Source organism: Streptomyces sp. NPDC050610 (assembly GCF_040654875.1).
Lineage (GTDB): Bacteria > Actinomycetota > Actinomycetes > Streptomycetales > Streptomycetaceae > Streptomyces.
On record NZ_JBFAIV010000009.1, the window covers coordinates 68055 to 86171 of the forward strand.

General features: G+C 72.0%; 12 protein-coding genes. 10 read left to right on the forward strand and 2 right to left on the reverse strand.

Annotation, left to right across the window (positions count from 1 at the left end; translation table 11 throughout):
* Positions 1 to 362: 362 nt before the first annotated feature.
* The 4 genes from AB0I22_RS13845 to AB0I22_RS13860 all read left to right on the forward strand — a co-directional run bounded on the left by AB0I22_RS13845 (position 363) and on the right by AB0I22_RS13860 (position 7672).
* The gene (locus tag AB0I22_RS13845) at positions 363 to 5231 is read left to right on the forward strand and encodes a beta-ketoacyl synthase N-terminal-like domain-containing protein (protein ID WP_363131126.1); all 4869 of its coding nucleotides are present in this window, start codon (positions 363 to 365) and stop codon (positions 5229 to 5231) included.
* 145 nt (positions 5232 to 5376) lie between these two features.
* Positions 5377 to 5643 (forward strand): phosphopantetheine-binding protein, encoded by a 267-nt coding sequence (locus AB0I22_RS13850; RefSeq protein ID WP_363131127.1) that lies wholly within the window; start codon positions 5377 to 5379, stop codon positions 5641 to 5643.
* 5 nt (positions 5644 to 5648) lie between these two features.
* Positions 5649 to 6464 carry an alpha/beta hydrolase gene (locus AB0I22_RS13855; RefSeq protein WP_363130964.1) on the forward strand — a complete coding sequence of 272 codons (816 nt, stop codon included), beginning with the start codon at positions 5649 to 5651 and terminating at the stop codon, positions 6462 to 6464.
* Entirely contained in the window at positions 6461 to 7672 is a 1212-nt protein-coding gene (locus AB0I22_RS13860) for a nucleotide disphospho-sugar-binding domain-containing protein (protein ID WP_363130965.1), read from the forward strand. The genes AB0I22_RS13855 and AB0I22_RS13860 overlap by 4 nt, the downstream gene beginning before the upstream one ends.
* A 52-nt stretch (positions 7673 to 7724) precedes the next feature.
* Here the strand turns inward: AB0I22_RS13860 and AB0I22_RS13865 are convergent, their stop codons facing one another.
* Complete coding sequence (locus AB0I22_RS13865; protein WP_363130966.1) at positions 7725 to 8597, reverse strand: SGNH/GDSL hydrolase family protein; 873 nt, start codon at positions 8595 to 8597, stop codon at positions 7725 to 7727.
* Positions 8598 to 8839: 242 nt separating this feature from the next.
* Positions 8840 to 10348: a tetratricopeptide repeat protein gene (locus tag AB0I22_RS13870; protein WP_363130967.1), complete on the reverse strand. Its 1509-nt coding sequence runs from the start codon at positions 10346 to 10348 to the stop codon at positions 8840 to 8842.
* Positions 10349 to 10471: 123 nt separating this feature from the next.
* Here AB0I22_RS13870 and AB0I22_RS13875 point away from each other — a divergent pair, with 123 nt between their 5' ends.
* From AB0I22_RS13875 to AB0I22_RS13900, 6 genes are all read left to right on the forward strand, one after another.
* Entirely contained in the window at positions 10472 to 12499 is a 2028-nt protein-coding gene (locus AB0I22_RS13875) for a M6 family metalloprotease domain-containing protein (protein ID WP_363130968.1), read from the forward strand.
* Between the two features lie 307 nt (positions 12500 to 12806).
* Positions 12807 to 13568, forward strand: coding sequence for a DeoR/GlpR family DNA-binding transcription regulator (locus AB0I22_RS13880; RefSeq protein ID WP_363130969.1), 762 nt, complete (start codon positions 12807 to 12809; stop codon positions 13566 to 13568).
* Positions 13569 to 13678: 110 nt separating this feature from the next.
* A complete protein-coding gene (locus AB0I22_RS13885; protein ID WP_363130970.1) occupies positions 13679 to 15043 on the forward strand; it encodes a sugar ABC transporter substrate-binding protein in 1365 nt (454 codons plus the stop codon).
* Positions 15040 to 16008 (forward strand): sugar ABC transporter permease, encoded by a 969-nt coding sequence (locus AB0I22_RS13890; RefSeq protein ID WP_363130971.1) that lies wholly within the window; start codon positions 15040 to 15042, stop codon positions 16006 to 16008. Before AB0I22_RS13885 ends, AB0I22_RS13890 begins: the two co-directional genes overlap by 4 nt.
* Complete coding sequence (locus AB0I22_RS13895) at positions 16005 to 16871, forward strand: carbohydrate ABC transporter permease (protein ID WP_363130972.1); 867 nt, start codon at positions 16005 to 16007, stop codon at positions 16869 to 16871. The genes AB0I22_RS13890 and AB0I22_RS13895 overlap by 4 nt, the downstream gene beginning before the upstream one ends.
* Positions 16868 to 17857, forward strand: a complete 990-nt coding sequence (locus tag AB0I22_RS13900; protein WP_363130973.1) for a zinc-dependent alcohol dehydrogenase family protein — start codon at positions 16868 to 16870, stop codon at positions 17855 to 17857. Before AB0I22_RS13895 ends, AB0I22_RS13900 begins: the two co-directional genes overlap by 4 nt.
* The last annotated feature ends 260 nt before the right edge of the window (positions 17858 to 18117 follow it).

Here is an 18117-nt window from a genome sequence, read left to right on the forward strand (position 1 = left end):
GGTCCGAGGCAGCGGCCGCCAGGTCCGCGACCGCCGGGGGCGGAGCGGTGACCAGCGGAGTCGGGTCGGCGGCCGACGAAGCCCGGGCGGTGGCCGCCGAGGCCGAGACCCCGACCACCAAGGCCGAGGCCGAGGCCGAGGCCGAGAACGCCGAAGTTGGGACCGAGAACGCCGAAGTTGGGACCGTGGCCGCCGGAGCTGGGGCTGTGGCCGCCGCAACCCGCCCGGCGATCGACAGGTCCCGCTCCACGACCGGCGACAACCACGCGGCGACCGGCATCGCCCGTACAGCGACCCCGCAAAAGCCCTCCCACAGGCTCCCGCCCACCCCCGCCCGTACGACTCCGGTGGCGATCGTCGGCATGGCCGCGCTCTTCCCGGGCGCCAGGGACCTCGGCGGCTACTGGCGGAACATCGAGGGCGGCGTGGACTCGATCACGGACGTCCCGGCGGGGCGCTGGGACGAGGAGTTCTACGCGCCGGAGGGGCCGCGGCGGGCCGATCGCGTCTACTGCCGGCGCGGGGGCTTCGTGGACGAGGGCATCGCGTACGACCTCGCCAGGCTGGGCGTCATGCCCAACTCGGTCCCGGGGACCGAGCCCGATCAGCTGATCGCGCTGGATGTCGCCGACCGGTCCGTGGAGGACGCGGGCGGGTACGGGGTCCTGCCTGCCGACCGGGAGCGGGTCGGCGTCGTACTGGGCCGGGGCGGCTACCTCACGCCGGGGTTGGCCCGGCTCGACCAGCGGGTGCGCACCGCGCATCAAGTGGTGCGCACGCTAAGCGAGTTGCTGCCAGAACTCGACGAAGAGCGGCTGGAGCGGGTCCGCTCGGCGTTCGCCGGCCAACTCGGCCCCGAACAGCCGGAGTCCGCCATCGGGCTGGTCCCGAATCTGGCCGCGTCCCGCATCGCCAACCGGCTGGACCTGCGCGGCCCCGCCTACACCGTGGACGCGGCGTGCGCCTCCTCGCTCGTGGCGGTCGACCACGCGGTACGCGAACTCGGGGCTGGCCGGTGCGACGTCATGCTCGCGGGCGGCGTGCACCACTGCCACGACATCACCCTGTGGAGCGTCTTCAGCCAGCTCGGCGCGCTGTCGCGCAGCCAGCGTTGCCGTCCCCTGCACCTCGCCGCCGACGGCGTGCTGATCGGCGAAGGTACGGGCATCGTGGTCCTCAAGCGCCTGGCCGACGCCGAGCGCGACGGTGACCGCGTCTACGCCGTGGTGTCCGGCACGGGGGTGGCCGGGGACGGCCGTTCGGCGAGCCTGTTCAACCCGGACTCCGGCGGCCAGGTGCGCGCGGTGCGCCAGGCGTGGGACGCGGCGGGCCTGGACCCGCGAGCCGCGGACTCCGTGGGGCTGCTGGAGGCGCACGGCACGGCGACTCCCGCCGGAGACAGTGCCGAACTCGCCACGCTGGCCACGGTGTTCGGCCCTGAAGACGACACAGGCCCGGCGATCGCCGCCGACCGGGCCGTCATCGGCTCGGTGAAGTCCATGATCGGCCACACCATGCCGGCGGCGGGCATCGCCGGCCTGATCAAAGTCGCCCTGGCACTGCACCACGGCGTGCTGCCCCCCACACTCCACTGCGACACCCCCCACCCGGCGCTCGCCCACACCCGCTTCAGGCCACTCGACCACGCCCGGCCGTGGCACGCCCCCGCCAGCGGCGCCCCACGCCGAGCGGGCGTCAACGCCTTCGGGTTCGGCGGCATCAACGCCCATGTCGTGCTGGAGGAGGCCGGGGGCGGGGCGCGCCCAGGCGGCACGAGTTCGCGTACGAGATCCGGTACCGGGACGGCCACCGGCAGCGCGCCAGCCCCTGACACCCGGACAGCCCGTACGACCCGTACGATCGCGAGCCCCTGTGCGGGCCACAGCGCGGGCACGGAACCCAGTGCCCGTACGGAACCGGCTGCCCGTACCGCCCGCACCTCCATAACTGAGCCGGAACGGGTGCTGCGGCTTGCCGGGGCCTCCCCCGAGGCGCTCGCCGCGATGCTTTCCGAGGACGACTCGGCGGTGCTGGCCGCCGGGCTGGACGAGCGGGCGAGGGCGAGCGGTCCGTGCCGGCTGGGCATCGTCGACCCCACGCGGCGTCGGCTCGCGCTGGCGCGCAAGGCCGTGGCCAAGGGCGCGCCCTGGCGTGGCCGGAGCGACGTGTGGTTCAGCCCACGTCCACTGCTCGGCGGAGCCGACGGGCGTACCGCGTTCGTCTTCCCCGGCCTGGAGGCGGAGTTCGAGCCGCGCGTCGCCGAGCTGGTGGAGCGGTTCGGTCTCGACTGGTCGCCCGGCGGGGCGAAGGTCGGGGACGTCGGGCGGCACGGTGCGGCCGTGTTCCAGCTCGGCCGGGTGCTCGACGCCGCACTGCGGCGCCTCGGCGTGGTGCCCGACGCGGTCGCCGGGCACAGCGTCGGCGAGTGGACCGCCATGGCCTGCGGCGGCATGCACGCGCCGGAGGAAGTGGACGCCTTTCTCGCCGACTTCGACCCCGACGCGCTGCGCGTGCCCGGCGCCGCCTTCGCCATGCTCGGCCTGCCCGCGGACCGGGTACGCGCCGAACTGGCCGGCCGTGAAGACGTGGTGCTCTCGCACGACAACGCCCCGAACCAGTCGATGGTCTGCGGCCCGCACGACGCCGTCACCGCCCTTGTGCTGCGGCTGCGCGCCCAGGGGGTGGTCGGCCAAGTACTGCCGTTCCGCTCGGGGTTCCACACGCCGATGCTCGCGCCCTACCTGGCGCCGATCCGCGCCGCCGCCGAGGCGTACACGCTGCGCCCGCCGTCCACCCCGGTGTGGTCGGCGACGACCGCCGCGCCGTACCCGCAGGATGCTGACGAGGTACGGGAGTTGTTCGTCCGTCACTTGCTGGAACCCGTGCGGTTCCGCCTGCTGATCTCCGCCATGCACGACGCGGGGTTCCGCGCCTTCGTCCAGTTGGGCGCGGGCCAGCTCGGTTCGCTGATCGACGACACGCTGGCCGGCCGGGACCGGCTCGTCGTCTCCGCGCACGCGGGGTCGCGGGACAGCCTGGCGCAGCTCCGCAGGGTGGTCACCGCGCTGTGGACGGACGGCGCCGAGCCGGACGTGGCCCCGCTGCTCGCCTCGAACAGCCCATCCTCCGTCTCCACAGCCGCCCCCACCCGGACCGACCGGACCGAGCCGACCCACCGCCCCGACCGGCCCGGCTTCCGGTTGGACCTCGGCGGGGCACTGGTGTCGTTGCCCGCTCACTCCCGGGGTCTCCTCACGGGACTGCTCGCCGCACCAGAGGGCGTGGCAGCAGAGAGGGCCAACGCCCCCGACAACGGCGAGAACGGAAACGGGATCGGAAACGGGAACACGAACGGCTCGAACCACCCATCCCCCGTCACCGCGGAAACCACCCTCCCGCGCGTCAGCGACGCCGCGAACGGCAGCCCATTGGACCGGCTCGAACGGGTGGGGGCCGGGCTCCCGATGGCCGCCGAGCTGTCCGCGCTGCTGGGCGACACCGCCGCCACAGCAGCCGACCTCATAGCCGCCGCCCGGCGAGGCCGCGCCCGCCCCCGGAGCCCGGAGCCGCCTCAGCCCCGGGTCCCCGAGCGTCGCGCCCCGGCCGAGCCCACGCCCGTACAAGAGCCCGTACAAGAGGGGAAACGGCCACGAACGTACGACCGTACGTCCGCGCCGGCGCTCGCCCCCGCCTCCCTCCGCATCGATGTCGCGCGGATGCCGTATCTGCTCGATCACTGCTTCTTCCGGCAGCGGCCGGGCTGGCCCGACGCCGTCGACCGGTGGCCGGTGGTGCCCGCCACCACGGTGGTCCGGCATCTCATGGACATCGCCGAGCGCGCGATGCCTGGCCTACGAGCCGTGGCGGTGCACCAGGTGCGGCTGCTGAAGTGGATCGAGGCGATCCCCGCCACAGACGTGCCGGTGACGGTACGTCAAATAGCTCCAGGCCGGGTTGAAGTGATCCTTGCGGAGTCCTCCCGAGCCGTCGTCGAGCTGGCCGCCGAACACCCGGCCCCGCCCGCACCATGGCCCGTCGACCCGGCCGCCGAACGCGTACCGGCGATGCGCGCCGAACAGCTCTACAGCGAGCGGTGGATGTTCCACGGCCCGCGCTTCCAAGGCGTCACCGAACTGACCGCGATCGGCGACCGGCACGTACGCGGGCTGATCACCGCACCGGAGGCGCCCGGTGCGCTGCTCGACAACGCCGGGCAGCTGCTCGGCTACTGGATCATGGCGACGCTCACGGAGCGCACCACCGTGCTCCCGGTGGGCATGGACCGCATCCGCTTCCACGGCCCCGAGCTCCGCCCCGGTACGCGCCTGATGTGCGCGATCCGCATCACCGAGGTCACCGACAGCACCCTCACCGCCGACATGCAGCTGCTGCAAGAGGGACGTGTATGGGCCGAGTTGACAGGCTGGACGGACCGCCGGTTCGACACCGATCCCGGCATCCGGGCGGTCGACCGGTTCCCGGGCGAGAACACGCTGTCCACGCTGCGGCCAGAGGGGTGGGCCCAGGTCCACGAGCGCTGGCCGGACCTCGCCACCCGTGAACTGATCATGCGCAACATGCTCGGCAGCGCCGAACGCGCCCAGTACGAGCGGCTCTCCCCCGTCCGTCGCCGGCACTGGCTGCTCGGGCGGATCGCGGCCAAGGACGCGGTGCGCGGCCTGCTGTGGCGGGAGGGCGCGGGCGAGATCTATCCGGCCGAGATCGCCGTGCGCAACGACGAGTCGGGGCGTCCTCTCATGTACGGAGTGCACGGGCGGGTGGTCGACGGCATCACCGTCTCCCTCGCGCACTGCGCGGAGACCGCGGTCGCCATCGCCCGGCGCGGCCCGTGCGGCATCGACGTCGAGGAGGTCGCGGACCGTCCGCGATCGACCGTCGAAGCAGCTTGCTGCGACGCGGAGTTGGAGATCCTCGATCAAGTGAGCGTGCAGGGCGGAGCAGGCAGCGGCGCTCTGTGGTTCACACGCTTCTGGGCGGCCAAGGAGGCCGTCGCCAAGGCGCGCGGCACCGGATTGCGCGGCCGCCCCGCCGACTTCCGGGTGGTGGCGGCGGACAGCGACCGGCTGCGCGTGCTGGCCGGGGGCGTTCCGTACACCGCGCAAGTGCGGGACACAGCCAATCCGCCGCGCTTGCCCGCGCGGAGTTACGTGGTCGCGTGGACGGCCGCCGACGAGCAGACAGAGGAGACAGGAGAGCGGGATGACCACTGACGCTACCGGGCTCGCGACGGCGGAGACGGCCGAGAGCGCGCCGTCGGCCGGCGGGGGCGACCTCACCACGGACACCGGCCACAGCCTCGACAACGGCACCAGCCCCGATCCCGCCCCCGCGTCCGTACTGGCGGACATCGCCGGCATGCTGCGGGAACTGCTGGCGGAGTACGGGCTCGACGATGCCGAGATCGCGCGGGAGACCACCTTCCACGACGATCTCGAACTGGAGAGCATCGACCTGGTGGGGCTCTCCGGAGCGCTGCGCGAACACTACGGAGACCGGGTCAACTTCGCCGCGTTCATCGCCGATCTCGAACTGGACGAGATCATCGCGCTGACAATCGGTCAACTCGTGGACTACGTAGTGGAGTCACTGCACGCTACTGCCGCCCCCTCCGAACAGGACTGACCGCGATGGCCAAGATCCGTACGGGCGGGATCACCACACATGTACAGCGCCTCGACGCCGCCGCCCGGCCACCCGCCGGACAGGGCGAGGCGCCGCTGGTGGTGTTCGTACACGGCCTGCTCACCGACAGTCTGGCCAGCTACTACTTCACTCTCGGCCCGGCCTTCGCCGCCGAGGGGATCGACGTCATCATGTACGACCTGCGCGGGCACGGCCGCAGCGACCGCCCGCGCACCGGCTACCGCCTGGAGTCCTTCGTGGATGACCTGGTCGCGCTGCTCGACGCGCTCGGCGAGAGGAGGCCGGCGCATGTGGTGGGCAATTCGTTCGGCGGTACGGTCGCGGCGGCGACCGCCGCGTGGCACCCGGAGCGGGTGGCGACCGTGACGATGATCGAGTCGGAGCCGCCAGTCGCGGAGTGGACCCGGCACATGGCCGACGGGCTCGCCGACGCGAAGGACCGGCTCGCGCGCGAGGAGGTCATCGACTGGATACACGCCGAGCACGGCGCGCACACGGCGCGGCTCTCCCGCGCCGCCGGCCGCATCCTCCAGACCACGACGCTGGCCGAGGACGTACCGGCGGGGCGGATCATCAACGATGATCTACGGGCGATCGACTGCCCCTTGCTCGCGATCTTCGGCGATGAGTCGGGCCTCTCCGAGCAAGTGGCCGACCTGCAAAGGAAACTGACGGCATGCCGCACCGTCGTCCTGCCGGACCAGGGCCACTCCGTACTGGTGGAGCGCACCGCCGAGACCCGCGAACTCCTGCTCTCCTGGGTGCGGGAGCACGCACTGCTGGGGGCGGCGACGCCGTGACGCGCTTCCGCTTCCTGTTCGTCGTCCCGCCGCTGGTCGGGCACATCAATCCGCTGCTGGGCGTCGCGGACGAACTCCGCTCGCGCGGGCACCGGGTGGCCTGGGCGGGCCACGCCGACCAGCTCCGGGAGCTCGCGGGCGCGGAGGCCATGGTGTTCGGCTGCGCGCTGCCCGGCGATGAGCTGAGCAGGCCGCCGAAGCTGACCGGGCCCGCGGCGTTCCGGTTCCTGTGGGCGGAGTTCTTCCTCCCGCTGGCCGAGTCGATGGCTCCGGGTGTCGAGGCCGCGATCGAGGCGTTCACGCCTGATGCGATCGTCACCGACCAGCACGCCGTCGCGGGCGCGCTGGTCGCCGAGCGCCACGGCATCCCGTACGTCACCTCGTCCACCACCTCCGCCGAACTCGTCGACCCACTGGCCGCCATGCCCAAAGTGGCCGCCTGGCTCAACGGTCTGCTGAGCGGGCTGCGGGAGCGGCTCGGCGACCCGGCGCACCGCACTGACCCGCGGTTCTCCCCGTACGGGATCATCGCCTTCACCGGTCGGGCACTCCTCGGTGACGCCGAACTGCCGGACGCTCCCCTGCACTTGGTCGGCCCCGCCATCGCCGCCCGGCCGCACCGGCCCGGCTTCCCCTGGTCGGAACTGGACCCGCGACGCCGCACCGTACTCGTGACGCTGGGCACGGCGAACGCGGACGCGGGCGGCCGGTTCCTGGCGGAGGCGGTGGCCGCGCTGGACGCCGCGCGCGACCGGGTGCAGGGCGTCGTCGTCGACCCCGGCCGTACGCTCGCCGGGGCCACGGTCCCGCCCGGCATGCTCGTGCGACCGTACGTGCCGCAACTCGATCTGCTCCCGCGCGTCGACGCCGTCGTCTGCCACGGCGGCCACAACACCGTGTGCGAGTCGCTGTGGCACGGGGTGCCGCTGGTGCTCGCGCCGATCCGTGACGATCAGCCGATCGTGGCGGGGCAGGTGGTGGACGCGGGCGCGGGGGTGCGGGTCCGCTTCAGCCGGGTGGACGCCCGGGGGCTGGGCGCGGCCGTCGACGCCGTACTCGATCCGGCGGGCGGCCATCGCGCGGCGGCCGAGGCGATCGGTGACTCTTTCCGTGCGGCGGGCGGCGCCCCGGCGGCGGCCGACCGCCTCGAAGACGTCGGCGCGCGGGCCACCGGCGCGAGGGCGGGGAACGTACGGGCGGCCGGGTGAGCGGGCGGCCGGCTGCCCATGCAGTCGGCCGCCCGCTATTCACCCGCCGGCCTCATCCCGTAATGCGGTTGAGGGCGGCGAGGTAACCGTCCCGGTGCCCGTCGGTATTCGGGTGGTAGGACTCGTTCAGTTTGTTCCACTCAAGGCTGGTCACCCACTCCGATTTGCCGGAGCAGAGCGTGTGCGGGTCGAACACGGGGCGCGCGTCGAGGAAGGTGAATCCGGCTTCCTTCGCGCGCGACGCGGTGATGTCGGCCAATGTGTCGGCCGCCGAATTCAGCGCTTTGCGCTCGGTGTCGCTGAGGCCGAGAATTCCGCAGTCGCCCCCGATCGTGTAAAGGCGCGGATATCCGACGACGACGACCTTCGCGGCCGGCGCGGCCTTGCGCACAACGGCGTAGGTCCGGGCGAGCGCGGGCGACAGCTTGCCCGTGGCGGCCTGCTTCGCGGCCTCGACCCCGGCCAGGCAGTCCTTGTCGTCCACGGTGAGGATGCAGTGCGTGAGGACGTCGACGAACCCGACGTCATTGCCGCCGACCTGGAGCGTTACGAGACTGGTGTCCGGAGTCAGCGAGCCGATCTGCGTCTTGTCGATGTCGGCTGTGGTCGCGCCGGAACACGACGCCTCCACGAATCCGACGGCGGGATGGGCCGCGTGCCACAGCCTGGGGTAGGCGAGCGGTCCGCGACGGCACGCGTCGTCGGGGTTGTCGTACTTCCGGGTGCCGACGGCCACCGCATAGGAATCGCCGAGGGCGACATACTTCCCCGCCACGACATCTCTCTGCGCGGCGGCGGCGTGTCTCTGCGGGGCGGTGACGCCGCTCTCCGGGACGGTGACATCTCTCTGCGGGCCGGCCTGTGCCTGGGATGCGGCGGCGGCCATCGCGATGAACGCCAGGAGTGCGGCGAACAGTAACCTCATCGATCGCATTGTGGTGTCTTCTCCGAGGGTGGGGGGATGGGACACCACAGGATTAGCAGCCGAACCGTTCCCTGAATACTCATGCACATGACTAACGGGTCACGATTCGATATAGCTCCCAAGAATCATGATCGGATAGCGATCCGAGCCCGACGGCAATTCAGCAGAAATGCAGACACCGTCATTTCGAAACGTCCGGAGACGCCTGACGACGGTGCCGCGCCCCCTCCCCCGTCCCCGCCTCAGCGCCCCAACGCCGCCGCCCCCGAAGAAGCCTGTTCCTCCGCCCGTACGCGCGCGGCGGCCGCCTCCGCCGCCCGGCCCATGCGGTCGGCGAGGCGGGCCTGGGCGAGCCAGTTGTACGGGCAGACCGGGCGCAGGTTGATGCGCTCGCTCACCAGGGTGCGGGCGGTGTCGGCGCGGCCGGCGCGCAGGGCCGCCTCCAGCAGGGTCTTCTGGATCGCGTCCCGCTGCGCGTGGCTGCCGCCGAAGTCGTTCAGGCGGTAGCGGACGGGCGCCAGCAGGTCGACCGCCTGCCCGTACCGCCGCTGCCCGTAGGCGATCAGCGCCCGGCACACGGGCAGCCCGATCCGCTCGGTCATGGCGCGGTTGGTCACGACGCGGCAGGCCGAAGCCTGCCCGTTCACAGCCCCGCCGGCCGTCTCAACCCCCGCCTCCTCGTCCCTCGTCCCGGCCCCCGCCCGGGTCCCCGCCCCCGCCTCCGCGAGCCACGCTTCCCGGTCCCGTACGAGGCGTTCGGCGTCGGCGACGCGGTCCGCGCCGACGTACGCCATGACGGCGTGCACGTCGTTGAAGGCGTAGTAGGGCGCGTCGTGGCGGGCCGCCCAGGCGTCGGCGAGCGCCGCCCGGCGCGGGCCGGCGTCGTGGTCGGCCAGCAGCAGCCGCCACAGCAGGGCGGAGGCGTCGAGGAGTTCCATGGCCAGGCCCTGCGACCGGTCGTTGTGCAGCACGGCGTCGTAGATCTCCAGCACCCGCCGGGTGTCGCCGGCCTCAAGGGCGTAGAGGCAGTAGTGCCACCAGTTGTGCACGTTCAGGTAGTTGCCGGCGGCCCAGTCGTCGGTACGGGCGTCCAGGTATCGGATGCCCTCCGCGAACTGGCCCTGCATCTCGTAGGTGTGCGCGACCGCGTGGATGCCCCACACGTCGCGCGGGTCGCGCTCGACGGCCGCGAGGGCGGTCTGCTGCGCGCGGCTGTAGTGGCCGGTCTCCTCCAGCCCGAACGCGTACATGCCCAGCACCTGCCCGTACTGCGGGTCGCCTTCGCGCCACGCGGACAGCGCGCCGCCGACGCGGTCGCGCAGCCGTACGGCGTCGCCGGTGAAGAAGTCGATCTGGTGCCCGGCGGCCAGTGCGAGGACGTCGAGCGGGTACTCCACGGTGATCTCGCCGAGCAGCGCGCCGGCCCGGCGCAGGTCGCCGGCGAGCCAGGCGGTGGCGGCGGCGAGGTGCATGCGTTCGCGCGCGGTCGCCCCGGCGGGGCTGGACTTCCGGTAGCGGGCGAAGGCGGCGCGGGAGGCGGCGGCGTCCTTCTCCTCCGTGCCCAGCAGCCCGAGGTAGGCCGCGAGGACGTTGCCCATGACGGAGTGGGGCGCGGTGTCCAGGACCGCCCGCGACTCGTCGGCCACTTCGCCGCGGAAGAGGAGCAGCGCTCCCAGGGCGTTCTCGTAGTGGGCCAGGGCCTGCTGGCCGGTGTGCGACATGGCGTAGCCGTGCCGGTCGGTGTCCGTCATGGTCCCCTTCGACTCCTCGACCCTCTGGTGCCCCTTCCGCCCCCGGCTTACCTTGGCAGCGGTAGGAATGCCGTCCGATCGCTTGTCATGTCCTTGTTGAAGATTACCGACAAGAGGTGCGTCTTGTTCCTCCCCCTCAGACGGGCCCGTACGCGCGGCGGACCGCTCCGCCGCTCCGGCATCGTCTTCCTCCTCCTCGGGCTGCTGGCCGCGCTCGCCGCCGGCCCCGCGCGGGCCCACCCCGACCCCGCTCCCCCGGACCGGCCGCCGCTCAACCGGCCCATCGACCCCCAGAACTGGCGCAACCCCGACGACATGACCTGGGCCGACTACCGGGCCGTCCCCGGCGCCCACTGGGCCGACCCGAACGCCGTGCCGACCCGGCGGACGTTCAAGGGCGCGCTCGTGCTGCTGGACTACCCCGACGAGGAGTTCACGGTCAGCAGGCCGGCCGGCTCCACGATCTTCGGCAACCCGCAGTCCGCCGCCCACGACGTGCCGCGAGCCCAACTGCCGCGCTTCTACCAGGACTTCCTCAACAAGCCCGGCAAGCTCAACCACGGCCACACCATCAACGAGTACTGGATGGAGGACTCCGGCGGGCGCATCGGCGTCGATCTGACCGGATTCGGCACGTACCGCATGCCGTTCAAGTCCTACCAGTACGGCATCGAGAAGTCGATGAACCCCGGCGCCTGCCCCGTGGGCGACGCCTGCGGCAAGGACATCCGGACCGACGGCAAGGCCGCCTGGACCGCCGACGTGGGCGCCGACCGCACCAAGGAGTTCGACTTCGTCTTCTACCTGACCGCCGGTCAGGACGAGTCGGCCGCCTGGCAGGAGTTCGGCCAGATGAAGTTCGCGGACCCCAAGGACGTACCGGCCGCCTGGGGACCTCCGTCGCCGATCGCCGGCGGCGGCAACGCGGCCGCCACCCGCTACGTGCCGTGGACCTCCTGGCAGGCCGCCGCCCGCATCTGGCCCAACGCCGAGGACGGCTCCTCCACCCAGGCCGAGAGCTCCGGAATGGCCGTGTACGCCCATGAGTTCAGCCATATCCTCGGCATCGCGGACAACTACAACAACCCCTACGGCTCGCCGCCCAGACGCGCGTACACCGGCATCTGGAGCATGCTCTCGCGGGGCTCCTTCAACGGCCCCGGCGGCCCGCACACCCGCTGGCGGATACCGGCGACCGAGGGCGCGACGATGGGCTCCCAGCACGTGCTGCGCGACAAGCTCAAGCTCGGCATCGTCGACGAGAAGAACGTCCTGCGCCTGGACCGGGACGCCCTGGCCGCCTCGGGCCTCGCCGTCGCCCGGGTCACCGCGCGCTCCGCGCCGCCCGGCGACAAGGGGCTGTCCGGCGTCAACATCACCATGAGCGGCGACCGCGCGCCCGCCTGCTCCCCCTCGACGGACCCGCTGTGCGACGGCGGCGGCTACGACAACTACACCGTCGAGGTCGTCGACCGGATGGGCATGGACTCCTTCACCCCGGACCACGGCGTCCTGGTCTCCAAGACCAAGGACAAGGACCGCGCCCCCTTCGCGTGGGTGGTCGACGCCCACCCCGAGGACATCGACATGGTGGACTTCAAGCGCCCCGACGGCACCCAGCAGAAGATCACCATCGGCGACTACCGGCAGCTCAGCGACGCCCTCTTCCACGCCGGCGCGGACTCCGGCAGCAGCTACGAGTACGTGGACGAGGCCAACCGGCTGCACTTCTACGTCCTGGACATCGCACGCGACGCGTCCGGCGTGCTCAGCTACACCGTCGCCGTCAAGTCCCTGGACGGCGCGGGCCCGCAGCGCCGCGGCCTGGACCTGCGCCGCGGCGCCGCGCACGGCTCCCCCGCGAAGGGCCGCGCCGTGTGCACGTTCCCGCTGACCAACACCGGCGGCGCGGGCAGCGCGCCGCATCTGTCCTCCGACGTCTACCGGCTCTCCGCGACCTCCGCCGCCCGCGGCTGGTCGGCCTGGCTGCCCAACCGCCTCACCGCCGCCGGGGCCGGGAAGACCGTCTCCGTCCCGGTCACCGTGGCCGCCCGCCCGGACGCCGCCCGGCACGGCCGCATCGCGCTCGAAGCCCGCTCCGAGAGCGACCCGCACAAGAAGGCACGGGCCTACTGCACCCTCGACCGCTGACCGGACACAGCCCGCGAGACCGCGCCCCGGGACCGGACACCACGGCCCCGGGGCGCCGCCGCGCCGGGCAGCCGCCGATGCCCGAACGGGCCTCAAACGGAGCTCAGTCGGCCCAAGCGGGGCGGCCCTCCCATCCGACATATCCCTCATCGCACACTTGACCAGCGGTGACACACGCCGGAAAACGGGCACGAACGGGCCCCATCGATCTCCCGGACACCCTGTTCACGATCACCCCGGCGCTTGTACAAACATGCCAGGCGCCCGATCGGGCGTCGCTCCACAGCAGACCGCAGGGAAGAGTGCCGTGAACACCGAGGAACGCCGACGAGGGATCCTCCAACTCGCTCGGCGGACCGGAGGCGTCGATGTCACCGGTCTGGCCGCCGACTTCAAGGTGGCGAAGGAGACGATCCGCCGGGACCTGCACGTCCTGGAGGAACACGGGCTGGTGCGGCGTACGCACGGCGGGGCCTACCCGGTCGAGAGCTCCGGGTTCGAGACCACCCTCGCCGTCCGCACCACCCAGCTCGTGCCGCAGAAGACCCGGATAGCCGCTGCCGCCGCCCGGCTCCTCAGCGACGCGGAGACCGTGTTCATCGACGAGGGGTTCACCCCGCAGCTGATCGCCGGGGCGCTGCCCCGCGACCGGCCGCTGACCGTCGTCACCGCTTCGCTGGCCGTCGCACAGGCCCTGGCCGACGCCGAAAAGGCCACGGTCCTGCTGCTCGGCGGCCGGCTGCGCAGCGGCACGATGGCGACCGTCGACCACTGGGCCACCCGGATGCTCGCCGGATTCGTCATCGACCTGGCCTTCATCGGCGCCAACGGGATCTCACGGGAACACGGTCTGACCACGCCCGACCCCGCCGTCAGCGAGGTGAAGGCGCAGGCGGTGCGCGGCTCCCGGCGGCGGGTGTTCGCGGGGGTGCACACCAAGTTCGGCGCCGCCAGCTTCTGCCGGTTCGCCGATGTCGCCGACGTCGAGGCCATCGTGACCGACAGCGGCCTGCCGCCGGCCGAGGCCCAGCGCTACACCCTGCTGGGTCCGCAGGTCATCCGGGTGTGACCACCCGCCGCCGACAGCACCCCCTCCGCACCGCCCTCCGCATCACCCTCCGCACCGCCCACTGCCTGTAGTACCCGCTATCAACCCGCGCCCGAACGCCAGGAGGCTCCATGCCCCTTCAGCACCGACGCCGGGGCCGCGGCACACGCATACGCGTGGCCGCCGTCACGGCCGCCCTCCTCGCCACGAGCACCGCGTGCGCCGGAGCGGGCGGCACCGGCTCCGGCGGCGACACCATCAATGTGCTCATGGTGAACAACCCGCAGATGATCGAGTTGCAGAAGCTCACCGCGGCCCATTTCACGAAGGAGACCGGCATCAAGGTCAACTTCACGGTGCTGCCGGAGAACGACGTACGCGACAAGATCAGCCAGGACTTCTCCAACCAGGGCGGCCAGTACGACGTCGCCACCCTCAGCAACTACGAGGTCCCCTTCTTCGCGAAGAACGGCTGGCTGCACCCGCTCGACGACTACGTCGCCAAGGACGCCGCCTTCGACCAGAAGGACGTCCTCCGCCCCCTCACGCAGTCGCTGACCGCCGAGGACGGCAAGCTCTACGCCGAGCCGTTCTACGGCGAGTCGTCGTTCCTCATGTACCGCAAGGACGTCTTCGCCCAGAAGGGGCTGAAGATGCCCGACCGCCCGACGTGGCAGCAGGTCGCCGACCTCGCGGCCAAGGCCGACGGCGCCCAGTCCGGCATGAAGGGCATCTGCCTGCGCGGCCTGCCCGGCTGGGGGGAGCTCACCGCCCCGCTGACCACCGTCGTCAACACCATGGGCGGCACCTGGTTCGACAAGGACTGGAAGGCGCGGCTCGACTCCCCGGAGTTCAAGAAGGCGACGAAGTTCTACGTGGACCTGGTCCGCTCGCACGGCGAGACCGGCGCCGCGCAGTCCGGCTTCGCCGAGTGCCTCAACAACCTCACCCAGGGCAAGACGGCCATGTGGTACGACGCCACGTCCGCCGCCGGTTCCCTGGAGGCCGCCAACTCCCCCGTCAAGGGCAAGATCGGCTACGTACCGGCGCCGGTCGACCGTACGAAGAGCTCGGGCTGGCTCTACACCTGGGCCTGGGGCATGGAGAAGGCGTCCCGGAACACCGAGCGCGCCTGGAAGTTCATCTCCTGGGCCTCCGGCAAGAAGTACGAGGAGCTGGTCGGCGAGAAGAGCGGCTGGGCCAACGTGCCGGCCGGCCGCCGTGCCTCCACCTACGCCCGCCCCCCGTACGTCAAGGCCGCGTCGGCCTTCTCGGACGTCACACTGCAGGCCATCCGCTCCGCCCGGCCGAACGACCCCGGCGTCCAGCCGCGGCCCGCGCCCGGCATCCAGTTCGTCGGCATCCCCCAGTTCACCGACCTCGGCCTGAAGGTCTCCCAGGAGATCAGCGCCGCCATCGCCGGCCGCCAGTCCGTCGACGCGGCGCTCAAGAAGTCGCAGGCGCTGGCCGAGAAGACCGGAGGAAAATACCGGTGACCACTGCCCTGAACGACTCACCGCGGACCGTCGGCGCCCCGCCGCGCCCGGCCGCCCCCGCCCGCCGCGGCGGGAAACGCGCCTGGGCGAGGCGCGCTCCGCTGCTGCCCGCCCTGGTGTTCCTGATCGTCGTCACCCAGCTGCCGTTCGTGGCGACGCTGGTGATCTCCCTCTTCAACTGGAACGCGCTCGCCCCCGACGCCCGCCGCTTCGCCGGGTTCGAGAACTACGTCACCGCCGCGACCGACGCCGATCTGCGCAAGTCGGTCCTCACCACGATCCTGCTGACCGTGACCGTGGTCATCGTCTCCGTGGTGCTCGGGCTGCTGCTCGCGGTGCTGCTGGACCGCAAGTTCCGCGGCCGGGGCCTCGTACGCACCCTGCTCATCACGCCGTTCCTGCTGGTGCCCGTATCCGCGGCGCTGCTGTGGAAGCACGCCCTCTACAACCCCGAGTACGGGCTCCTGAACGGCGCCTGGAACTGGATCGCCGGGCTCTTCGGGGACTCCTCGCCGGCCCAGCCGGACTGGGTGTCCGGCATGCCGCTGGTCGCGGTCGAGACGGCCCTGGTGTGGCAGTGGACGCCGTTCATGATGCTGATCCTGCTCGCCGGGCTGCAGAGCCGGCCCGCCGACATGATGGAGGCCGCCCGGCTGGACGGCGCGAACGCCTGGCAGATGTTCCGCTACCTGACCCTGCCGCACCTGCGCCGCTACCTGGAACTCGGCATCCTGCTCGGCTCCATCTACGTCGTGCAGAACTTCGACGCGGTGTTCACCATCACCTCCGGAGGGCTGGGCACCGCCAACCTCCCGTACACCATCTACCAGACCTTCTACGGAGCCCATGAGTACGGGATGGCCTCCGCCGCCGGGGTGCTCGTCGTGATCGGCACGATCGTGATCGCGACCTTCGCGCTGCGGGTGGTCTCGTCCCTCTTCCGCGAAGGAGGGAACCAGGCATGACCGCCATCGCCACCACGCCCCTGCCGCCCATGGCCCGCCGGGCCCGGCGCCGCTCCGCCGCGCTCGGCCTGCTCGCCTGGGTCGCGGGCATCCTCTTCTGCCTGCCCGTCTTCTGGATGCTGCTCACCTCGCTGCACTCCGAACCGGACGCGGCGACCAACCCGCCGTCGCTCACCGCGTCGCTCACGCTGGACGGCTACAAGAAGTTCTTCGGCGCGGGCGGCGGCGCCGACCCCGCGCCCGCGCTGCTCAACTCGGCCACGGCGAGCCTCATGTCGACCCTGTTCGTCCTCGTCCTGGCGCTCCCCGCGGCGTACGCCCTGTCCATCCGCCCGGTCCGCAAATGGACCGACGCGATGTTCTTCTTCCTGTCCACCAAGATGCTGCCGGTGGTGGCCGGGCTGCTGCCGATCTACCTGTTCGCGAAGAACGCCGGGCTGCTCGACAACGTCTGGCTGCTCGTCATCCTCTACACCTCGATGAACCTGCCCATCGCCGTGTGGATGCTGCAGTCCTTCCTCGCCGACATCCCCGTCTCCATCATCGAGGCGGCCCATATGGACGGGGCCGGGCTGCCGACGGTCCTCGTCCGCATCGTCGCCCCGCTGGCCGGCCCGGGCATCGCCGCCACCTCGCTGATCTGCTTCATCTTCAGCTGGAACGAGATGCTCTTCGCCCGGGTCCTCACCGGGGTGGTCGCCGAGACCGCCCCCGTGTTCCTGACCAGCTTCGTCACCAGCCAGGGCCTCTTCCTCGCCCAGCTCTGTGCCGCGTCGGTCGTCGTGTCCCTGCCGGTGCTCGTCGCCGGCTTCGCCGCCCAGGACAAACTCGTCCAGGGCCTTTCGCTAGGAGCGGTCAAATGAAAGCTGCGCTCATCGAGGCGCCCGGCAAGGTATCCGTCACCCAGCTCCCCGACCCCACGCCGGGGCCGCGCGAGGTGGTGGTCGACGTCGCCGCGTGCGGGCTGTGCGGCACCGATCTGCACATCCTCCAGGGCGAGTTCGCTCCGGTGCTGCCCGTGGTGCCCGGCCACGAGTTCGCGGGCGAGGTCGTCGGCGTCGGCAGCGACGTGACGGAGGTGTCCGTCGGCGACCAGGTGGCCGTCGACCCGTCGCTGTACTGCCACGAGTGCAAGTACTGCCGGGCCGGGCGCGGCAACCTCTGCGACCGCTGGGGCGCGATCGGCGTCACGGTCGCGGGCGGCGCGGCGGAGTACGCGGTGGCCCCCGTCGCGAACTGCGTGAAACTGCCCGACCACGTGGACGTCCGCGACGCCGCCCTCATCGAGCCGCTGTCCTGCGCGGTGCGCGGCTACGACGTGCTGCGCTCCACCCTCGGCGCGGAGGTCCTGATCTACGGCTCCGGCACCATGGGCCTGATGATGCTGGAACTGGCCAAGCGCACCGGCGCCGTCAGCGTCGACGTCCTCGACGTCAACCCCGAGCGGCTGGCCACCGCGCGCTCGCTCGGCGTCTCACAGGCGGCGGCGCACGCCGACGAACTGGACCGGCCGCAGGGCTGGAACCTCGTGGTCGACGCCACCGGCAACGCCGCCGCGATCCAGGACGGCCTGGGCCGCGTCGCGAAGGGCGGCACGTTCCTCCAGTTCGGGGTCGCCGACTACGCGACGACCGCGGTCATCGAGCCGTACAAGATCTACAACCAGGAGATCACCATCACCGGCTCGATGGCCGTCCTGCACAGCTACGAACGCGCGGCGGCGCTCTTCGCCGGAGGCGTCCTGGACCCGTCCGTCTTCATCAGCGACCGGCTGCCGCTGGACGACTACGCCGAGGCCGTCGACCGCTTCAAGGCGGGCAAGGGGCGGAAGATCATCGTGACGCCGTAGGGACTCGGGCCGGCGGGCCCCCGCCGGCCTGCCCTACCACTCTGCCCTGCCGCCCTGCCCTGGGCGGACAACGGCTACTCCGCGGTCGGCTCGCCCGCGGAGGACGGCAGGTCGGCGCGTCTGACGGTCGTACGGGGCCAGGGCGGACGGGATGTCGCAGGGCCGACCGGCCGTACGGAGACAGGGCGGACGACAGGTAGCGGGGCCGACCGGCCGTACGAAGCCACACCGGACGACAGATCGCAGGGCCGACGGTCGTA

What these genes read in the sequence shown, in the direction of transcription:
- AB0I22_RS13845 (WP_363131126.1), top strand. Translation starts at nt 363, where the DNA reads ATGGCCGCGCTCTTCCCGGGCGCCAGGGACCTCGGCGGCTACTGGCGG.
- AB0I22_RS13850 (WP_363131127.1), top strand. Translation starts at nt 5,377, where the DNA reads ATGCTGCGGGAACTGCTGGCGGAGTACGGGCTCGACGATGCCGAGATC.
- AB0I22_RS13855 (WP_363130964.1), top strand. Translation starts at nt 5,649, where the DNA reads ATGGCCAAGATCCGTACGGGCGGGATCACCACACATGTACAGCGCCTC.
- AB0I22_RS13865 (WP_363130966.1), bottom strand. Translation starts at nt 8,597, where the DNA reads ATGAGGTTACTGTTCGCCGCACTCCTGGCGTTCATCGCGATGGCCGCC.
- AB0I22_RS13870 (WP_363130967.1), bottom strand. Translation starts at nt 10,348, where the DNA reads ATGACGGACACCGACCGGCACGGCTACGCCATGTCGCACACCGGCCAG.
- AB0I22_RS13885 (WP_363130970.1), top strand. Translation starts at nt 13,679, where the DNA reads ATGCCCCTTCAGCACCGACGCCGGGGCCGCGGCACACGCATACGCGTG.
- AB0I22_RS13895 (WP_363130972.1), top strand. Translation starts at nt 16,005, where the DNA reads ATGACCGCCATCGCCACCACGCCCCTGCCGCCCATGGCCCGCCGGGCC.
- AB0I22_RS13900 (WP_363130973.1), top strand. Translation starts at nt 16,868, where the DNA reads ATGAAAGCTGCGCTCATCGAGGCGCCCGGCAAGGTATCCGTCACCCAG.